We start from the raw sequence: 18,024 nt of genomic DNA, 5'->3' as shown, positions 1-18,024 counted from the left end.
AGTTCCTCCATGACTTCTTCTCTCACACTTACCATAGGGTGAAATCCTGCGAATTCATGAGTCTGAGTGAGGAAACTGAATCATTTCGAGGGAGCGCAATAGTGTTAATACATCCAACATTCTGCTTTTCTTAATCATAATCTCCCTTCCGCCTCAGGCAATGCGTTATATGCGTCTTTGCCATTAACGATTTGTTGGATATATGTTATTAAGTCCCTTCCTTTAAAAAGGCTAACGGTGGTATTCTGCGTTATTTTAAAAGATGCCAACAATTTCTGCTGCGTGATGCAATAAAACCTTGAATTCCAGCTTTACCGTTGACGATCCGGTAGCGGCACCTCCATTTCAATTGTGTACGGCTTGCCGTCCGGGCCGCCTGCGACATTAAAGTTTAACTTGAGAGCGCTCGCTCCCTTATTGACAGGCTCGAATATATAAAGCTGTTTACTGCCCGACTCCGTCTCCGGCTCACCCTGACCACCAAGTATCTGATAGACGCGCCCCTGATCATCCCGCGCTGCCGACATATCAAAATCATCCGGATGTACAAATGTGTTTGCTGTATCCTCGGCCTTGGGCCGAAGATGGAAGAACACCTGTGTCGTCACGGGTGTCACGACGACCTTGTCTACAACAAATCCGCGATAAGCGAGTGTATCTGGCATTTCGGGCTTCTCGATCACAACCGGTTCGGCATTGATTTTCACCGGTACGTCAAAGCGAAATGGCTGTTCAACTCCGGCTACCGTAAGTTTAACCCCAAGCGTGAACTGACTCGGCAACTCTGAATGCAGCCGATCAATATTTACGAGCACGGAATGCTCTCCAGCCGGACCCCAGGACGCCATCAACTGCTCCTCCTGCAAATATGCCTCGACCCAAGTCAGTTCGCCACGCTTAGGCTCCCGCAAGTTGCTGCTGTAGAACTCCCCATCATCCTCCCGCTGAACCTCCAGCACGATCCTCGCCCCATCATAAATGACATTTCGGACGCTAATTGTTGTGTCCCCGTGAGTCTCGGTGACTGCAACTGGTTGCACCAATCCATTTTCCGCTGCCGCTTGCATGCCTTTGTCCCCATACAAAGAGAATAAACTTCCGATTAAGGGAACCGATCGCATCGAATCGGCGAATGCCGGTGAAAAGTAACCGAGTCCGGCCATCCCCGTTCCAAGCAGTAACACGACTGCCACAGTTACGGCTGCCAAGCGTCGCAGCGGGTGGAACCGTCTGGGGACGATAGATTGGGAGCGCCCGGATTGACCATTCACCTGCCGGATGTCTTCGAAGAGGGCAGCTCGATCCTGCTTGTAGCCCTCGCCGGTTGCTGACAATGAGGAAGATGCTTCGGCCCGAATTCCCCCAAGTATTTCCTCCATTCGGAGCTGCACGACTGCGGGGATGTCTACTTTTTGTTCCTTTTCCGGCCGAAGTCGGTTCAGCCGTTCATCTATATGGTCTGACTTCATGATTACCTCTCCCTTCCCATGTCGACTCCAGCCAGTTTCTCAGCTGGGCCTTGCTCCGTTTCAGGCGCATCTTGGCTGCGCCTTCGCTGATGCCAAGAATTGCTGCGGCATCTGCAATCTTCAAATCCTCCAAATAGACTAGTACCACGACCAACCGAAGTGGCTCCTCCAGCCGATCAATGGCTTCTTTCAGTTCCAAGTCCTGGAAAACCGGACTATCAACAACAGGCTCCGGCAGCGTGCCGGGCAGGGACTCGCGTAGTCGCTTCTGCAATATCGTGGTGCACTCATTGATAAGGATTCTGTACAGCCATGTTTTGACATGTGCCGGCTCTCTCAGCGAACTGATCGCCTTGTAGGCCTTAACGATGGTTTCTTGGAGCGCATCCGCACAGTCCTCGTCTTTTTTTAGGATCGCTCTTGCGGTTCTATAGAGCGCTCCCTTCAGACCCTCTATCAGCTCAAGAAAGGCTTCTGTATTTCCCTGTCGAGCAGACCATGCGAGCTTCGCCAGCTCCATTTTATCCGACGATCTAACGCTACCTGACGATTTAATTGCCATGCTTTTAATGTTTCCCACCTCCTAGAAGACCTAGGCCTTCTCGTGTTTCATTACTGTCGACATAGATTAGATGTGCTGGGCGGAGAAAAAGTAACGGGTGGCGAAAATATTCGATATGGGTAGTTGCCACCGGTAAGATGTATATTCAATTTTTAGTTGCGTTAACCTGCCCGTTAGCTTAATGAAATTGCATGGGAACATAGTAAGATACTTATCTAATCGGGAATCGGCTCATGTTCTTGTCCATTACGGCAATCGGTACAAGTTCTTGTCCTCGACTCGGGACAAGAACTTGTACCGATAAAACAAAAAAGCCGCTAAAATAGCGACTCTCAATGGGAACAAGATCTTGTCCCGCGACAGGTGTTTTGACAAGAACTTGATAACATAAATATAAAAAGCCGCAAATCAGCGGCTTCTAATGTTGCAATGTTTTTGTCACCCAACATCCTGGGTTTGTTGAGCTGCTGACTCGGGACAAGAACTTGTACCGATAAAACAAAAAAGCCGCTAAATTAGCGACTTTCTATGGGACCATGTTCTTGTCCTTCGACAGTAATCCTTTTCTATATTTATTTAACTATCAATACAACTAAACATTCCTTTGAAGCTTGACATCACACTCTGACGTTGTCGCAGTGACGTACTCCATATAATTCACTGAGCCGTTAAAGTTCAAATAAGCTTCATAACGCATGCGGATTGCGGGTAAAGTGATCAAATCCAGAACATTTTCCTTTGGAACCCACCTGCATTCGCTAGATTCTTCAGTCGATGTTGCTAACTCTCCACCCACAGCTTTGCACACGAAATCAAACATGACCTTCGTAGGAACATCAGTTTCACCGTCATACCACTTATGGATGGCTGTATTCGAAACAACACTAATTAAATGGCTAACAATGGCTTCTATTCCACTTTCCTCATTAATTTCACGGATCACGCCATCAATCAGGTTTTCTCCAACTTCAGTTATCCCACCAGGATATACCCAACCGTCGTCGTGGGCTTTTACTAATAGGATATTTCCATCTCCATCTTCTACAATTCCGCCTGCCGATACAATATGTGTCGGAAACGACATTTCTCAACCTCCTAATACTGATAATTTGTATATTTATTCCACGTGTTTCATGTACTTCCCTGCTTTCATGAACAAAAGCAGCCGATCACGTTGATCGGCTGCCTTCTTGTTTTTATTGAGCTATCGTATCCCGTTAGTTTAATCCTTAGGTAAAGTAATGCTCTTAACGGTACATTTGAACAAACCACATTTTAAACCCATGCTTCTCGTAAAAACCAATTATTTTTTGCCACTGCTTTGTCGCAGAATATACAACAGACCGAGTTATGCCATTACCTTCTGCGGCTTCAAGAAGCTTATCTACCATCACGTGGCCTATATTTCCACTTCGATACTCAGGGCGAACATATACCTCATCTACCTCTAGATAATGCTCTCCCTGCTCGATTACAGCTAACCCGTCGCTTATATGTACACTACCAGTTATATAGCCTACAATTTCCGAGTTGTTTTCTGCAACCCAGAAGTAATCCCCGATATTGTTCCTCAACAACTCTGCGGTATTAGCCCCCAAACCGTAAGTGATACATTCTGAGACCCATATTTCAGACAGGTTAGCCACATCCGAAAGGTCCGTTTCATTTGCTTTTCTTACAGTAAACATTTATATCACCACCATTTATTATTTTTTATAAGTAGTTCAATTGTTAATAGTCAAAATCCTTGTCAAAGGTTACTGCCCTTATCCGTTAGTTGATGCCATCATGCTAACCTGCCCGTTAGCTTAAAAAGGCAACTGATCGCTCTGATCAGCTGCCTTCTCTTCTTTATACAACTATCGTTTCTCGTTAGTTTAACGATTAAATGGTTCTATTTAACTTCACTTCAAAATTCGGTTTAGTAACATAATCCATGTAATGCGTTTTCCCATTGAAATCTAAATAAGCTTGATAACGTGTACGAATAGCTGGGGCTGTAATCATATTAAGTGCTTGATCCTTTTCAACCCAACGGCAATCCGATGTCTCTTCGGATGTACATAAATGCCCACCAACGGGCTTACAGACAAAGTCCAACATCACTTTCGTTGGAACATCGGTCACACCGTCATGCCATTTATGAACTCCTGTATTCGAGAAGACCCCAAATAAATGCGAGACCAGCACGTCTATTCCGCTTTCTTCTTTTATCTCTCTAATCAAAGCATCAAATAAGTTTTCACCTACTTCTACTTGTCCCCCTGGGCACACCCAACCGCCATGTCGAGTCTTCACCAAAAGTACTTGCCCTTGTTCATTTTCCACAATACCGCTAACAGCAACAATATGAGTTGGCCATGCCACGAGCATTCCTCCAAATCTATATGGGTAATTATTCCACACTGTATTTTAACACGAAACTGAATTCTACTGCCCGTTAGTTGAACAAAAACAGCCGATCCCGTTAATCGGCTGCTTGTTGCTTTTATTGAACTATCGTCTCCCGTTAGCGCAACAGGCTGCCTATTGGGCAGCCTGCACATGATACCTACACTACTGGTTGTTTCAACTTATAATCCAAAATGTTCACGAACTAGTCTAAATTGTTCTTCAACACTTAAGCTAGTTGTTCTTTTAATGGTCTTGATTCCATTTTTAACACAGGCATTTCTAATGTCACGAGAAAACTTTACCATATTTTTGTTGCCGTTTTTGATTGATTCCGCTGGTTTAGCTGTAAGGTTAATAACATCCAAAATCATCTTATGGTCTTCCCTGAAGAAATATAGCCGTTCTATTTCTTCATCAGACGTATAGAGACAAATCATTCTTTCTTTAGGAATAAAGGGTAATATTTGCTCGGGCATTATTCCTAAATCTATTATGATTGGTGTATCGGTAGGCATTTTCAACAAATCGATAACAAAAAACTCCATCATTTCTTCGATAATTTGAAAAAGCCATTCACAATGTTCATCATTGGGTTTATTAAACCATTTGTCCCAGTCCAAACCAGGATGAGGATATTGAAGGGCAGGGTATTCAACAGGGCTAGTGAATGGTCTATATTTTAAGACATTATCCTCTAGCGTTTGAAATCCAAACTCCTCAGCAAATTTCTTTGTCATTGTGGTCTTGCCCGCGCAACAACCACCATTTAACCAATACACATGCTTTAATTGTTCTTTCAGATAATTATCATTAACCTTCATATTTACCCTCCTCAAATTTTAATTTTGAGGAAGTTGGCGGATTCTTATCGGCTTTCTATAACAGCGAAAGTACATATTAAATCCTCCTTTCCAAAGCATACTAATAACATTCGACTGTTTGGTTATTAATTCCTCTTGCATTCCAACTAAAGTTTCCCGTTAGCTCTTTACGGGCTACCGATCACCCCAACCACTTTCCCCTCAATTTTATCTGTGGGTAATGGCCCAAAGAATCTACTATCATTACTGCGAAACCAATCATCACCTACAATATAAATGCTGTCTTCAGGGATCTCAATTTCCTTCATAGTTAATTCCTCAAAATAATTCGCTATATTTTCGATGTTTTTTCTTATGTAATCTTCTAAGTCAACACGCTCTAAAGCTTTTTTCAAACTATCGAGATCAGCACCCAGTCGATGTGCTCTTCCGTAAAAGGCATCAAGCAATTTCCCGTTAATATAGATCTGTCCTTTTTCAATCTTTACTTTTTCGCCAGGTAGCCCGATTACTCTAGAAATACTGTACTCACCAAGATTCTTTTTAGTTTCAGGATTTGTAAAGTATACGATATCACCGCGACTAATCGCATGCTTATTGTAATACTTCGAATCAATCACAACCTGACCTTCTAAATCATGATTCCCACGATCCATGTTGTCATAGTTATGATGATAGATGACCTGCCCGGAATCTAACTCATTTTTGGTTACTGTATTAATCGTTGGTTTGGTTATGGAATCAGTGATGATTTTACTTGTTTCATCTGAACTACTACATGCTGCAAATATCAGTCCAAATACAATAACGATAATGACCACTTTCATCATTTCCCACTCCCCTCGACTTCTTTTCCTTTATACGTAAACTTAAGGTTAAGTGTTCCAAAGTTACAGTGGCTTGATTGAACTAATCTGCCCCGTTAGCTTAATGAAATGTTAGATGCTTATCTAATCGGTAATCGGCTCATGTTCCTGTCCTTTCAGCAATCGGTACAAGTTCTTGTCCTTGACTCGGGACAAGAACTTGTACCGATAAAACAAAAAAGCCGCTAAAATAGCGACTCTCAATTGGACTATGTTCTTGTCCCCCGACATATCTACTGGATATTCTTCCAAAAGCCTGTCTTTAATATTTGACAATCTTTCGTAATCAATATCTTTGGGATTTACACATACAATAGTAAAGTCTGGATCTGACTTAAAAGGTTTAGCAGTTCCTTTTGGAATCGAGCCACACATATAAATGCTATGAATCTTACCTTTAAATTCGGTAATTATGTTATCTATATACTTATCAACAAAATCCTTATATTCACTTTGTATTACAATTCTATTTATAACTTTTTCTAATATCATATAGACTCCTCCTAAACTAAGAACTTCTTTCGGCTAACGTCTTATCTACGAACTTCGTAAATAACTTCATATGTAGAGTATTCGCAAAATCAATAAACTCCCCTGCCTGTTAGCTTAATAAATTCAATTAATAGTTCAATGCTTATCTAATCGGTAATCGGCTTATATTCTTGTCCTTTTCGGTAATCGGTACAAGTTCTTGTCCTTGGCTATGGACAAGAACTTGTACCGATAAAACAAAAAAGCCGCTAAAATAGCGACTTCAAATGGGACTATGCTCTTGTCCCCCGACAGCACACGTTCTTTAATCAATGTAAATTTATCCCTATAAGCCCTCGGAACGTTCCGTAACACAAACGGAGCCCCTTCGGCGCGCAAGGCCGAAGGGGCTTCTCCAAGATGTGCCCATGATTTATTGAAAGTCCATGTTACTTGCTTGGTCCTTTCTCATCCTGAACTGAATAAAACTTCTTTTGTCGGAAATGGCCAGGTACAGGTTCGTCTTCTCCACCTCACTCATCATAAGTCCGGGCTCCATACCGAATGAATGACCCGGGTACAATCGCATAGTGGGCATCAGCCTGGATTTTAGCATCTGGATACTATAGAACATCTGCTCTGCAGAGGCTCCTTTACCGTCACAGGCCCCGCAGCCTTCGGCAAATAACGTATCCCCTGTAAATACGCAATCCTCCAGCAGATAGCACATTCCGCCAGCTGAATGTCCCGGTGTCAGCAGGGCTGTTATGATGGTATCGCCTAACCGCAGCTGATCGCCATCTTTCAGTCCTTTCAGTTTGGGGCAGTCGAAGCTGTAATAATGGATTTCTGCTTCCGACATGTATACGTCAGGCTCATAAATCGTACTCAAGGACGCAACCAAATTGACATGGTCCGCATGAGAATGCGTAAGCGCAATCGCTTTTAGCTCAGCTCCCAATTGATCCAATCTATCCGTGATCGTTTGCAGTTCCCATGCCGGGTCCACCAATAAAGCTTCCTTGCTCCCACAATCCATAACCAAATAACAATAGTTAATGAAGCCGGGGGAGCTCGTCCTAATCACTTCAAGCTGATACGTTGTACCGATTTCTACTTTCATGGCATGGGTTCCCCCTTGTCAAGATTATCGCAGACTTCTATATTTCTGAGACTGCTGCCGCATCAACGTCTGTTTTTAACCGGGCGGCGATCCGCTCCGCGATCATCATACAAGTCAAATTCGTAGGCGCACTTGGGATTGTAGGCATAATGGATGCATCCGCAACCCATACATTATCAATTCCGTGCACTTTCCCGTCCGGGTTAACCACTGCATATTCATCGTTCTCCAGACCCATTCGGGCTGTTCCCACAGGATGCCAACCCGGACGGACCCAACTTGCGATTGCTTGGTCCAATGCGGCATCCGACTTGACAACTCCCTCCGTCCATCCAACAATGCGTTCTACATATGGCCGCAGCTCCGGATGCCCGATAATTTCCCAAGCTCTCCGCACCCCGTCCCTCATCATACGGGCGTCTACACGATCAGTAAGACAATTGACGACTATTCTAGGCGGAACCAAGGGATCTGACGAGAGTAGCCGGACATAGCCGCGTGATCGCGGCTTCATAAGGCAGGCCGATACGACCAAACTAATCGAAGATTGCAGCGCATTGTTTAAAAGGGGGAACATTCGTGTGTCCATTCCACTAAGCATATACACATGCATATCATTGCGGCTCATGATGGACCCGCTTGAATAACGGAGTAACACTTGATGCGTCGGCTCTCCCAGTTTGCTTGCGCCAGCTTTGGGCACCCCCCATATACCGACCGCAGGATGGTCTGTCAGATTCTCCCCCATACCGGCGAGCGAAACTCGGGCACGAATACCAAGCGACTCTAGCGATCGGGGAGACCCGATGCCGGAACGCATCAAGATGGCCGGCGTTTGAATCGTTCCCGCACATAGGATGACACGATCGGCGGCGAGTCGAATTCGTTTGCCGCCCGCAATCGCTTCGACGCCTTGAACCGTATGATCTTCTTTCCAATCAAGCCGCACCACATGCGCATCGGACCGAATCGTAAGGTTCGGTCTGGCACGAGCCTTGGCAAGGTGGGTCCAAGCCGACGACATCCGAATTCCCCCACTAATATTTTTAGGGATATACCCAACCCCCGTTGAGTCCGGATGATTCAAATCAGGATCCAAGGGATAGCCAATCGATAGGCATGCTTTCAAGAACCCCTCCTGAAGGGGGACAAGCTCCGTACCGTCAGGACGAACAATCGGCACGGGACCGCTTCGCCCATGAATGGAGGCATCCGGAGACAGGTCATGCTCTAACGATCGGAATGCAGGCAGCACCTCTGACCAAGACCAGGCACCTCCTGTTACTTCCGCCCATTCGTCAAAGTCTTCTGGAAGGCCGCGCAGAGCAATCGCACCATTAATAGATGATGATCCGCCTACAACTTTACCGAGGGCATAGTCGAACAACACCCCTCTTCGGCGAGCTTCTCCCAGTGGCTGATCTTCCCTGACAAGTGCTTGAATGTCCCAATTATTCCCTGACAAAACAGGACCGTTCGGATTCAGAATGGAGTCTGGCGACTCATCCCTGTTCAGATAATCCGGCCCGGCTTCAAGCAGAAGTATGCGGCGGCCTGTGTCTTCGCTTAGACGACTAGCGATGACGGCCCCGGACGAACCGGCGCCGACGACAATGTCATCAAATCTCTCCATGCCTTTTTTGCCTCCCTATCGAAATCAGCATGAAAGAACGGGGGCATTAACAGCATTCGGTTATGCTGTTTCGCGGCACTCCATCTATATTTCATGCAGGATTCATGCCCCCGACCGTTAATCATGAGCTGATGATTTTATTCGTTTGCTTCAGCCACTGTTCTACTTCCTCGGCGATCATGCCGACGGCATCTGATGCAAGCAGCGTATAATGCGTCCCTGACAGGAACTTGCCGTCCACATGGCCTGCTGTCACGCGCTTCCAGCCCCAATCCGCTGCTTCCCGGTACGGGTGAGCCGCAAATTCGCTTACTTCCCCGTCTCTTGCCCGCAGAACCAGCATATCGACCGGCGTCGATGCAGCATGGTAGGATCGGCTGCCCTGAACAATTCCGCAGAACACGCCGTAGATCGTCTCCAGCTGCTCGGCATCCAGACCCACGGCCTCCTTCGTCCAGGCCGCTACCCGAGCCATCGGGGCATCTCCGGTCCATTCTATGGCCGCCACCTGCTCATACACCGCTTCCGGCAGGTTCAAGTCCCCAAGGAACCACTGGAACAGCTCCGCTTCCTCGATCGGATCATGAACCAGCGGCGCCGGGCTGTCCACGATGATCACACCTTCCACCTGCCGCCCCTGCTCCTGCAGCTGTACCGCCATCTCGTAGGCGATCAGTCCGCCCGAGGACCAGCCTCCCACAATCACCGGCCCCTCCGGTTGTCGGGCGCTGAGCAACTCGACATATCGATTCGCCATGTCCGGGATCGTCTGGAGCGGCGCCTCCCGGCCGTCGACCCCGGGAGCTTGAAAGGCCAGCACCGGCCGATTAAGCCGCTTGCCGAGCTCCCCATAGCACATGACATGACCTCCCGCCGGGTGCACCAAGTAGATCGGGGTTCCCTGGCCTTCTTCCTGCATCGGCACGAGGCAGCGAGTTTTTTCTGCCTTCCCTGTTTTCGCTTCCTCACTCCGCAGCCGCGCCGCCAGCCCGATAATCGTCCGCTCCTCCCAGATGTCCCCCAGCGACAGCGTCCGCCCGAGCCGCTCTGCAATAAGCCCGACCATGCGCACCGCCTCAAACGATTGGCCGCCAAGGTCAAAGAAATCATCACTCACCGCAATCGATTCAAGCTTCAGCACCTGCCGCCAGATATCCAGCAGCTCCGTTTCCCACTTGTCCAGCGGATCGATTCGAAGCTTTGGTTCCTTCGGCCTCTTAGGTTCCTCGATTCGCGGCAACGCCTTCCGGTCGATTTTGCCGTTTGCGTTCAGCGGCAGCCGGTCCAGCCAGGCGATCCCTCGCGGAACCATATAATCCGGAAGCTTTCGTCCCGCCCAGCGCCGCAGCTGCTCCGCGTCCAGGGTCACTCCCGCAGCTGGAACGACATACGCCACCAGCTCGGCTCCCCGCTCTCCTTGCTGCACATGCGCCACGGACGCTTGGACTCCCGGGTACCCGGCCAGGACCGCTTCGATCTCTCCCAGCTCAATCCGGTGCCCTTGCAGCTTCACCTGCGAATCCTTCCGTCCCAGAAACTCGATCACCCCGCCCGGCAAATAGCGCCCAATATCCCCGGTCCGGTAGATGCGCTCCCCGGTGTCCGGATGGGAAATGAAGCTTGCCTTCGTCTTCTCCTCATCCCTCCAATAGCCTTGAGCCAGGCCGATGCCTCCGATATACAGCTCACCAGCCACCCATTCCGGTGCTGGGCGCCCCCACTCATCCAGGATATGCCAGCTCTGATTCTTCATCGGATACCCGTACGGGATACTGCTCCAGGACGGATTCACGTCCCCGATCTCATATAGGATCGACCAGATCGACGCTTCCGTAGCTCCGCCCAGACTAACCAGCTTCGCCTGCGGCGCCACCTGCCGCAACCGTGCCGGCAGATCGAGCGGAATCCAGTCCCCGCTCAGAAGCACCAGACGAAGCGCCGGCAGCTCGATCCCGCGGTCCTGCGCCGCCTCGGCCAGTAACACCGCAAGTGGAGGCGCAGAATTCCATACGGTGACCCCCTCCTCGATCATCCGGTCCAGCCAGTGCGCCGGGTTCAGCGCTTGCTCCGGATCTGGGTATACGACTGCCGCGCCGGATGCTGCTGCCCCGAACACATCGTAGACGGAGAGGTCAAAGCCGAAGGAGGATACCCCGAACAGGCGGTCTTCCGGTCCAACGCCAAAGCGCTCGTTCACGTCCAGAATCGTATTTGCCGCTCCCCGGTGGTCAATCATGACCCCCTTCGGCAGACCGGTAGAGCCTGAGGTATAGATAATGTAGGCCAGATCTGTGACAGTTACATCCGTTTGTACGGTTACAACCCCTTCGCTACCTTCACTACCGTCCCTGCCGCCGATCGGCAGCACGAGAAGATCCCCTGGCCATGCCAGATCGGACAGGTACCGCGGCTCAGTCAGCACCACCTCGGCCCCGCTGTTCGCAAGCAGGTAATTGCGACGCTCCTCCGGCAGGCGCGGATCGATCGGCACGTAGGCCGATCCCGCCTGCAGTACACCGTACACCGCCCGGAGTAAAGACACTCCCCGGTCTACGACAACAGCAACCGTATCGCCCCGTCCGGCACCTGCCGCTTGAAGCTCGGCGGCAATCCGGCCGCTTCCCGCTGCAAGCTCTCCATACGTAAGCCTTCCTTCCGTCGTAATAGCCGCCGCTCTCCCAGGATTTACAGCGGCAGTTTCCTGCAAGAAGCTATCCAATTTCTTCCAGTTGACATGGCTGTTCGCATCGCTATCATTTTGTCCAGGCCCAGGCTTATTGGAAACGAGCGGAATGATTTCTCGCTGCCACAAGTGATGGTCATGAGCCAGCCGTTCAATTAGCGAGGCATAGGCTGCCCACATATCATCGATAAGCCCGTCCGGAAAAAACTCCTCAAACGTATCCAGAACATAGAATAGAGAACCATTCTCCAATTCCCAAAACTGATGATCCAGCATAACCTGGGACGTCTCCAGGCAGCTAAAATCCGGGCGTTGAAAAGCTTCCATGAACAGGCCGCTGCCAATGACAAACGGAATTGGAGCTTGTCCAAATCCACCGCGATGACGGCTATAGGCTTGGATCACCTGCATACCTCCCCAATGCAGATGCTGCGAATCCCGTATGATCTGCCCTTGAAGACGGCGAGCCCGATCTGCAAATGAACAGTCCGAACGGAAATCTACTTCCATCGGATAAGTTGATGAAAAATTGCCGTATACATCCCGCAGATTAGGGTCAAGAACCATTCGGCGGGTCATCATATTGCTGATTACGAAGTGACGACTGTTGCTCCACGCCCCAAGCAATTCAGCGTATACCGTGAACATCGCGCTTGACGGTGTCACGCCATGACTTCTGGCTTGCTTTTTGAAGGAAAGCCAGATGTCGGCTCCGATGATTTGCTCCCGCCGATGTAGGGTAGACCGGCAGCGCCGTTCCATATGCGGCCGGACAGGAAGGCTTGGCGGACCCGGCAAGCTGGGAAGCCGCGACTCCCAATAAAGACGGGAAGCTTGACCTTCCGGGGAAGCAGACAATTGCTCAAGCGCTGTGGCGGCAGCCTTTAAGGTAACCTCCGCAGACGGCAGTTGAACCTGCTCGTCGTTATAGAACAGATCGACTTCCTTCAGCAGTTGACGAACGGAATGGCCATCCCAAAAGAAATTGTTGTGGTTATAGTGAATTCGTGTCTTATCCGTGCCCTTTTCGCTCCATAACGTGAGGCGAAGATCAATCCATGGCCAGCGGTCGAGCGGCAGTTCACTGCGCATCATCTCTTCTCGAGTATGCATCAGCCTGTCTACGGCTTCAGCCTCGCTAAGTCCACGCAAGTCTGCCACCTTGCAGCGTAGCGGCACCACATTGTCCAAGGTCGACAGCGTTCCATCGGGCTTTAGCACCGCAATCTCCCCGCGATGTCGAAGAAGGGCTTGATTCCACGCTTTTTCATACCGTACAGGGTCGATCCGGCTTTTGTCATATTCCATATATAAATGGGGCCTCACATGGAATTCCATATAAGGATCGTCCGCCATAAAAAATCCCAGCTGTAAGTCGGACAGCGGAATATGATTTTCTATGCTTGACAGGACAGAGCTTTCCAATGCTTCGCCCATTAATCCAGGCTGCCCGGCCGAGTCGTTATCTTCCTCGTTGAGGCGCTTCCGGATCATGATCGACAAGGCTTCGATCGTCTGGTGCTCAAAAAACTCATGCATTTCCAGCTCGAACGGCAGCACCTGGTTCATTTCCCGCAGCAGTTCCGTAGCGACAAGCGAATCTCCGCCTAGATCGAAGAAGTTGTCCGTAACCCCGAAGTCCTTTCCTCTCATCACCTTGGACCATGCATCATAAATGCATCTTTCGAGCTGATGCCTAGGCTCGATCTTTACCGCTGATTCCGATTGGATATATTCAGGAATGGCTGGAAGCGCCTTGTAATCAATCTTGCCGTTGGCCGATACCGGCATTTTGTCCATCTGAAGAACCACTTTCGGTACCATATATTCCGGAAGCCGATCGCCGACATATTGCCGAACGGCCTGCACATCCAGCCGCTGCACCAGCGGCGGCCCTTCCGCAATTAGGACATGAAATCCCAGATAGTCCGCAACGCTGCCCGGAGTGCTTGTTGCGACGACATCGACGAAACCGCAGTCCCGAAGAGCTCGTTCCCATTGTTCAACAGTCAACAGGCAATGCGTGCTTCTCAGCTCCTCGTCGCGAAATACATCGAAACCCTGCTGAAGCCCCATATGTAAATCGAACGAACGGAAGAATCGTGTTTCCTCCAGCAGGATCAACTGTCCGCCCGGACGCAGCAAGGAGCGCAAATGTTCAAGAGCTTGCCTGATATCCATCACATCGTGCATCATGCTTGAAGCAACGATCATGTCGAAGCTGCCGCGCTCCATGCCTTGAAGCTCGGGGCGGACGTCCAGATTCAATAGACGGAATTCCATCTCGGGATGCAATGGCAGAAACAATCCTTCGGCCCGCTGAAGAAAATATTCCGAAATGTCCGTAAACACATACCGACCTTTCGCTTCGGCAACAATCGGCAATAGATGCTGCGTAGCCGATCCGAGCCCTGCTCCGACTTCCAGGACGCGGGCACCTCTTTGATTTTCCATCAATTTTCGAAGCGCAATCTTTAATTGCTCGTGGTTATCCGGGAACAGTCGCTGATATATTCTGGCTGTTGCATCCGCCGTATAAATCTCAGCAGAATGGATTCGTTCCCGCAATATGTCATCGATTCGTTCCACGGCCTCAACAAGCCAATCGGCTTCGTCTTCCTCAAAAGCGAGGACAGTCTCGAGCCGCTCCTTCACCTCGCGCGAAACCGTAACAAGATCCGGTTCGGGCAACGGCGAAGTCAGCTCCACGGCTCCCGGGCGAAGCAAACGTGCATATCCATCCTCGACCAGCATGCTCAAGGCACGCTTCAGCCAGCGTTCATACCGGGACGCTACGCCGGCGGCCAGTAACCGATCAACGACAATTAACTCGCCAATCTCCCCTCGGACCCCGAAACTGTACAATACCTTAAAGACCGTTGCAGCATAATAATCCTCCAGGAGCGTCCATGCCGCTTCGTAGTCCCCTGTTAACTGACGCGTATGGGCGCGCAAATTCATAACATCAAAAAGCTCAGACAATTTCCGTTGCGGCTCTTTCAGAATATCCGTGCTTCCCAAGAGCCCGATCTCAACTTCGGGCTCTATATAAGCGGCAAGTTGTCGATGTTCGTTCAAGCTGCCCGTTACCGTCACCACAGCTTCCCGGATTTCCGGATGCTGGCGTAATACGGCTGCAATTTCACCCAATTCTATGCGATGCCCGCGTATTTTGACTTGATTGTCATCCCGGCCAAGAAACGTTATGACGCTCCCAGGCGTATAACAACCGAGATCACCGGTATTATACAGTCGTTCTCCGGTCACTGGATGTGTGACGAACCTCTCGCTCGTCTTATCGGGGTCTTTCCAATACCCTTGTGCGAGACCTATTCCTCCAATAAAAATCCGGCCCCTCACATAATCCGGACATATCCGAAACTCCTCATCATAGACCCATATGGTCTGATTCGGCAGCGGCTTCCCGTAAGGTATGCTTGACCATTGCGGATCCACCTCTTCGATCGGATAGTAAATGGACCAGATCGAAGCCTCTGTCGCTCCGCCCAAACTTGTCACCCGGCAAGCGGGATAAGCCTTTCGGATGCGGTCCGGCAGATCAAGCGTAATCCAGTCGCCGCTTAACAGTGCAGCCCGAAGTGTAGTTTCATCCCCTCCTCCACGATGAGAGTTGTCCATTAACATCCGCATTAACTGCGGCGCGGAATTCCATAGCGTGATACCATACTTAGCAATCAGGTGACTCCAATAGACTGGGTCATGGCCTTTACGACGATCGGGGATTGCGATAGCTCCTCCTGCGCTCAAAATGCCAAATATATCGTAGACCGACAAGTCAAAGCTAAGGGAAGAAACCGCCAGCACACGATCCTGCGGACCAACTTGGAACAGACGATTAATGTGCTCAATTGTATTGACCGCCCCCCGGTGGCTGATCATAACCCCCTTCGGAACGCCAGTTGTTCCAGAGGTGAAGATCACATAAGCAAGGTCGTCCATATTAGGGCTCAGACCGTCATCCAATAGCGGAAGCGCCGGATGATCGGCAGTACTCGGGTGAACCTCCAGAATCCGATACGATCGTTTGCCTTGAGGTTCTGCAATTTGTGGTACGTCATACGGCTGACACAGAATATGCCTTACGTCACCGATATGCAGGAGTTCCTCTTGCCGGCTGACAGGAAGATTCGCATTTACGGGCAAGTATGCTCCCCCTGCCATCAGAATGCCGAGCACAGCCGCCACCTGTTCCCATCCCTTATGCATTAGGACTGCCACCAATTCTCCCTTGAGGATCCCCTGTTTTCGTAGCCAACCCGCAATCGCCATGCTCTCGGTCAACAGTTCCCCATACGTCAAATTCCTCTCTTCCGAGAAAATAGCCATTGCTTCAGGGAACCGTCTAGCTCTCCGCATGAAGCCTTCATGCAGCAAACACTCGTCATAAGTGCTGGCTGTGCGATTAATCGCTTCGCGCTCAGCTTCAACAGCTGTAGGAAGCCTCGCGACATAAGCGCTGTTCCATACTTCCTCCTGGTCGGCAAGTTCCTCTAACAATCGTATGAAGCTGCCCAGCATCGCATCAAGCACGCCCTCCTCGAACACCGCATCCAAGGCATCCCAGTTGAAGGTCAAGGTTCCATTAACCTCCATTACCTGATGATCTAGCCAGACTTGTGGGGTTTGGCTTATGCCGTAGACCATCGGCCCAAACCGCTCGATACAACCTGCGTCCAGCCCTTCGCTACCGCCAAACACCAAGCCGCTCGTGAATACAAATGGCATGACCGCTTGAAGGGGAGTATCGTTTATTTTCGACCATTGCCGCATCACTTCAACCCCGCTGACCTCACGGTGGTCAAGATCATCCGCCAACTGCCGCTGCAGTTGAAGCGCCCGCTCCCGAAAGGTCGTTCCTGATTTACGGTGGTCGACCTCAACCAACACGGACGAGGTAAAATCTCCAATTAACCGGCCTACATCTTCGTGCAGCGGCATCCGGTTAAATAATGTCAGGTTCAGCGTAAAATGGCGGGTATTGCTCCAACGGGCCAAGACCTCCACATAAGCTGCCATAAGCAGACCCGAAGGGGTTAAGCCTTCCTTGCGGGCCCGTAATTTAAGCTGCTCCCAGCGCTGCTGATCCAGCACGGCTCTGCGGCGGCTGAAGCTCGGTTTGCCCTTTCCGTCCGAGCTGGCCCGAACAGGCAAAGCGGGTGCCGGGGGAAGCGTATCAACCCGATTCATCCAATATTCATAGGATCGTTTATAAGCTGCCGAACCGGCATGATTCCGTTCTGCCAGCAAATAATCACGATAGGAAACATCAATTTCCGGAAGGCTTACATCCGGATGCCTATACAATTGATGCCATTCATCAAACAAGAGGAACATACTCCACCCATCGATTATAAGAAAATCGAGACTGATATGAAGGCGAATCCGATGATGAGGCAGTCGTGTGGCACGGATATCAAATAACGGCCAACGATCAGATGGGAGAACCTGATGTGACAATTCATCGCGAATTCCTTGGATGGCATGCTCGATTTGCATCTCTCCCTCGGTCGAAAGATCATGAACAGCAATCTCGTATCGTGGCACTGAAAGCAAAATACGCTGCGTTCCGTCTTTATCAAAAACTGCCCGCAGCATTTCATGCCGGTCGATCAGTCGACATAAAGCATCATTCAAACGGGAAATATCCAGCCCTTCACTGTCCAACTCGAAATAGAAATGGGTTGAAACGCCGCTGTAAGCAACGCCTCCGTTCCTCCCCAACCAGTATGCATGCTGAATGTCGGAAAGAGGGAATGGATCGTGACGGCGGGCAGGGTCCGGCTTAAGGATTGGCAGCGTGTCCTCCTCTGCAGGGCGGTCCTGTGCGCGGAGATGATCAAGAATAGCTTGTTTATGCCTCTGAATGCCTTCCCGCAGTTCAGGTGTCATTGCGCCTTGCGGGGCTGTAATGCGCAGCTTATCGCCGACGGCCTGAAATCGCACCCCGGCGCGAAGAGCCTGTGATAATATATTTTGCATGA

10 protein-coding genes and 1 pseudogene are annotated in these 18,024 nt (G+C 49.8%); all 11 read right to left on the bottom strand.

From position 1 onward, the window contains the following. Positions 1-311 precede the first annotated feature (311 nt). Complete coding sequence (locus tag ACQKPA_RS29340; RefSeq protein WP_427495918.1) at positions 312-1,469, bottom strand: DUF4179 domain-containing protein; 1,158 nt, start codon at positions 1,467-1,469, stop codon at positions 312-314. Then, positions 1,447-2,031, bottom strand: a complete 585-nt coding sequence (locus ACQKPA_RS29335) for a sigma-70 family RNA polymerase sigma factor (protein WP_427495917.1) — start codon at positions 2,029-2,031, stop codon at positions 1,447-1,449. The genes ACQKPA_RS29340 and ACQKPA_RS29335 overlap by 23 nt, the downstream gene beginning before the upstream one ends. A 592-nt stretch (positions 2,032-2,623) precedes the next feature. Then, positions 2,624-3,115: an NUDIX hydrolase gene (locus ACQKPA_RS29330; protein WP_071220688.1), complete on the bottom strand. Its 492-nt coding sequence runs from the start codon at positions 3,113-3,115 to the stop codon at positions 2,624-2,626. A 163-nt stretch (positions 3,116-3,278) separates the two neighbouring features. Continuing rightward, positions 3,279-3,719 carry a GNAT family N-acetyltransferase gene (locus ACQKPA_RS29325; protein ID WP_427495916.1) on the bottom strand — a complete coding sequence of 147 codons (441 nt, stop codon included), beginning with the start codon at positions 3,717-3,719 and terminating at the stop codon, positions 3,279-3,281. A gap of 196 nt (positions 3,720-3,915) precedes the next feature. Beyond that, entirely contained in the window at positions 3,916-4,398 is a 483-nt protein-coding gene (locus tag ACQKPA_RS29320) for an NUDIX hydrolase (RefSeq protein ID WP_427495915.1), read from the bottom strand. Positions 4,399-4,604: 206 nt separating this feature from the next. Then, positions 4,605-5,246: a hypothetical protein gene (locus tag ACQKPA_RS29315; protein ID WP_427495914.1), complete on the bottom strand. Its 642-nt coding sequence runs from the start codon at positions 5,244-5,246 to the stop codon at positions 4,605-4,607. Positions 5,247-5,413: 167 nt separating this feature from the next. Beyond that, the gene (gene lepB, locus ACQKPA_RS29310) at positions 5,414-6,076 is read right to left on the bottom strand and encodes a signal peptidase I (RefSeq protein WP_427495913.1); all 663 of its coding nucleotides are present in this window, start codon (positions 6,074-6,076) and stop codon (positions 5,414-5,416) included. 270 nt (positions 6,077-6,346) lie between these two features. Further along, a pseudogene (locus ACQKPA_RS29305) lies at positions 6,347-6,604 on the bottom strand (nucleotidyltransferase domain-containing protein); the annotation flags it as partial. A 412-nt stretch (positions 6,605-7,016) separates the two neighbouring features. Beyond that, positions 7,017-7,694: an MBL fold metallo-hydrolase gene (locus ACQKPA_RS29300; protein ID WP_427495925.1), complete on the bottom strand. Its 678-nt coding sequence runs from the start codon at positions 7,692-7,694 to the stop codon at positions 7,017-7,019. A gap of 49 nt (positions 7,695-7,743) precedes the next feature. Beyond that, complete coding sequence (locus tag ACQKPA_RS29295; RefSeq protein ID WP_427495912.1) at positions 7,744-9,339, bottom strand: GMC family oxidoreductase; 1,596 nt, start codon at positions 9,337-9,339, stop codon at positions 7,744-7,746. A 121-nt stretch (positions 9,340-9,460) separates the two neighbouring features. Beyond that, the gene (locus ACQKPA_RS29290) at positions 9,461-18,022 is read right to left on the bottom strand and encodes an amino acid adenylation domain-containing protein (protein WP_427495911.1); all 8,562 of its coding nucleotides are present in this window, start codon (positions 18,020-18,022) and stop codon (positions 9,461-9,463) included. Positions 18,023-18,024: the final 2 nt, after the last annotated feature.

Origin of the sequence: Paenibacillus sp. NPDC093718 (assembly GCF_050279985.1) — a bacterium.
Classification (GTDB): Bacteria; Bacillota; Bacilli; order Paenibacillales; family Paenibacillaceae; genus Paenibacillus_AQ.
This window is presented reverse-complemented; position numbering and strand designations above follow the sequence as displayed.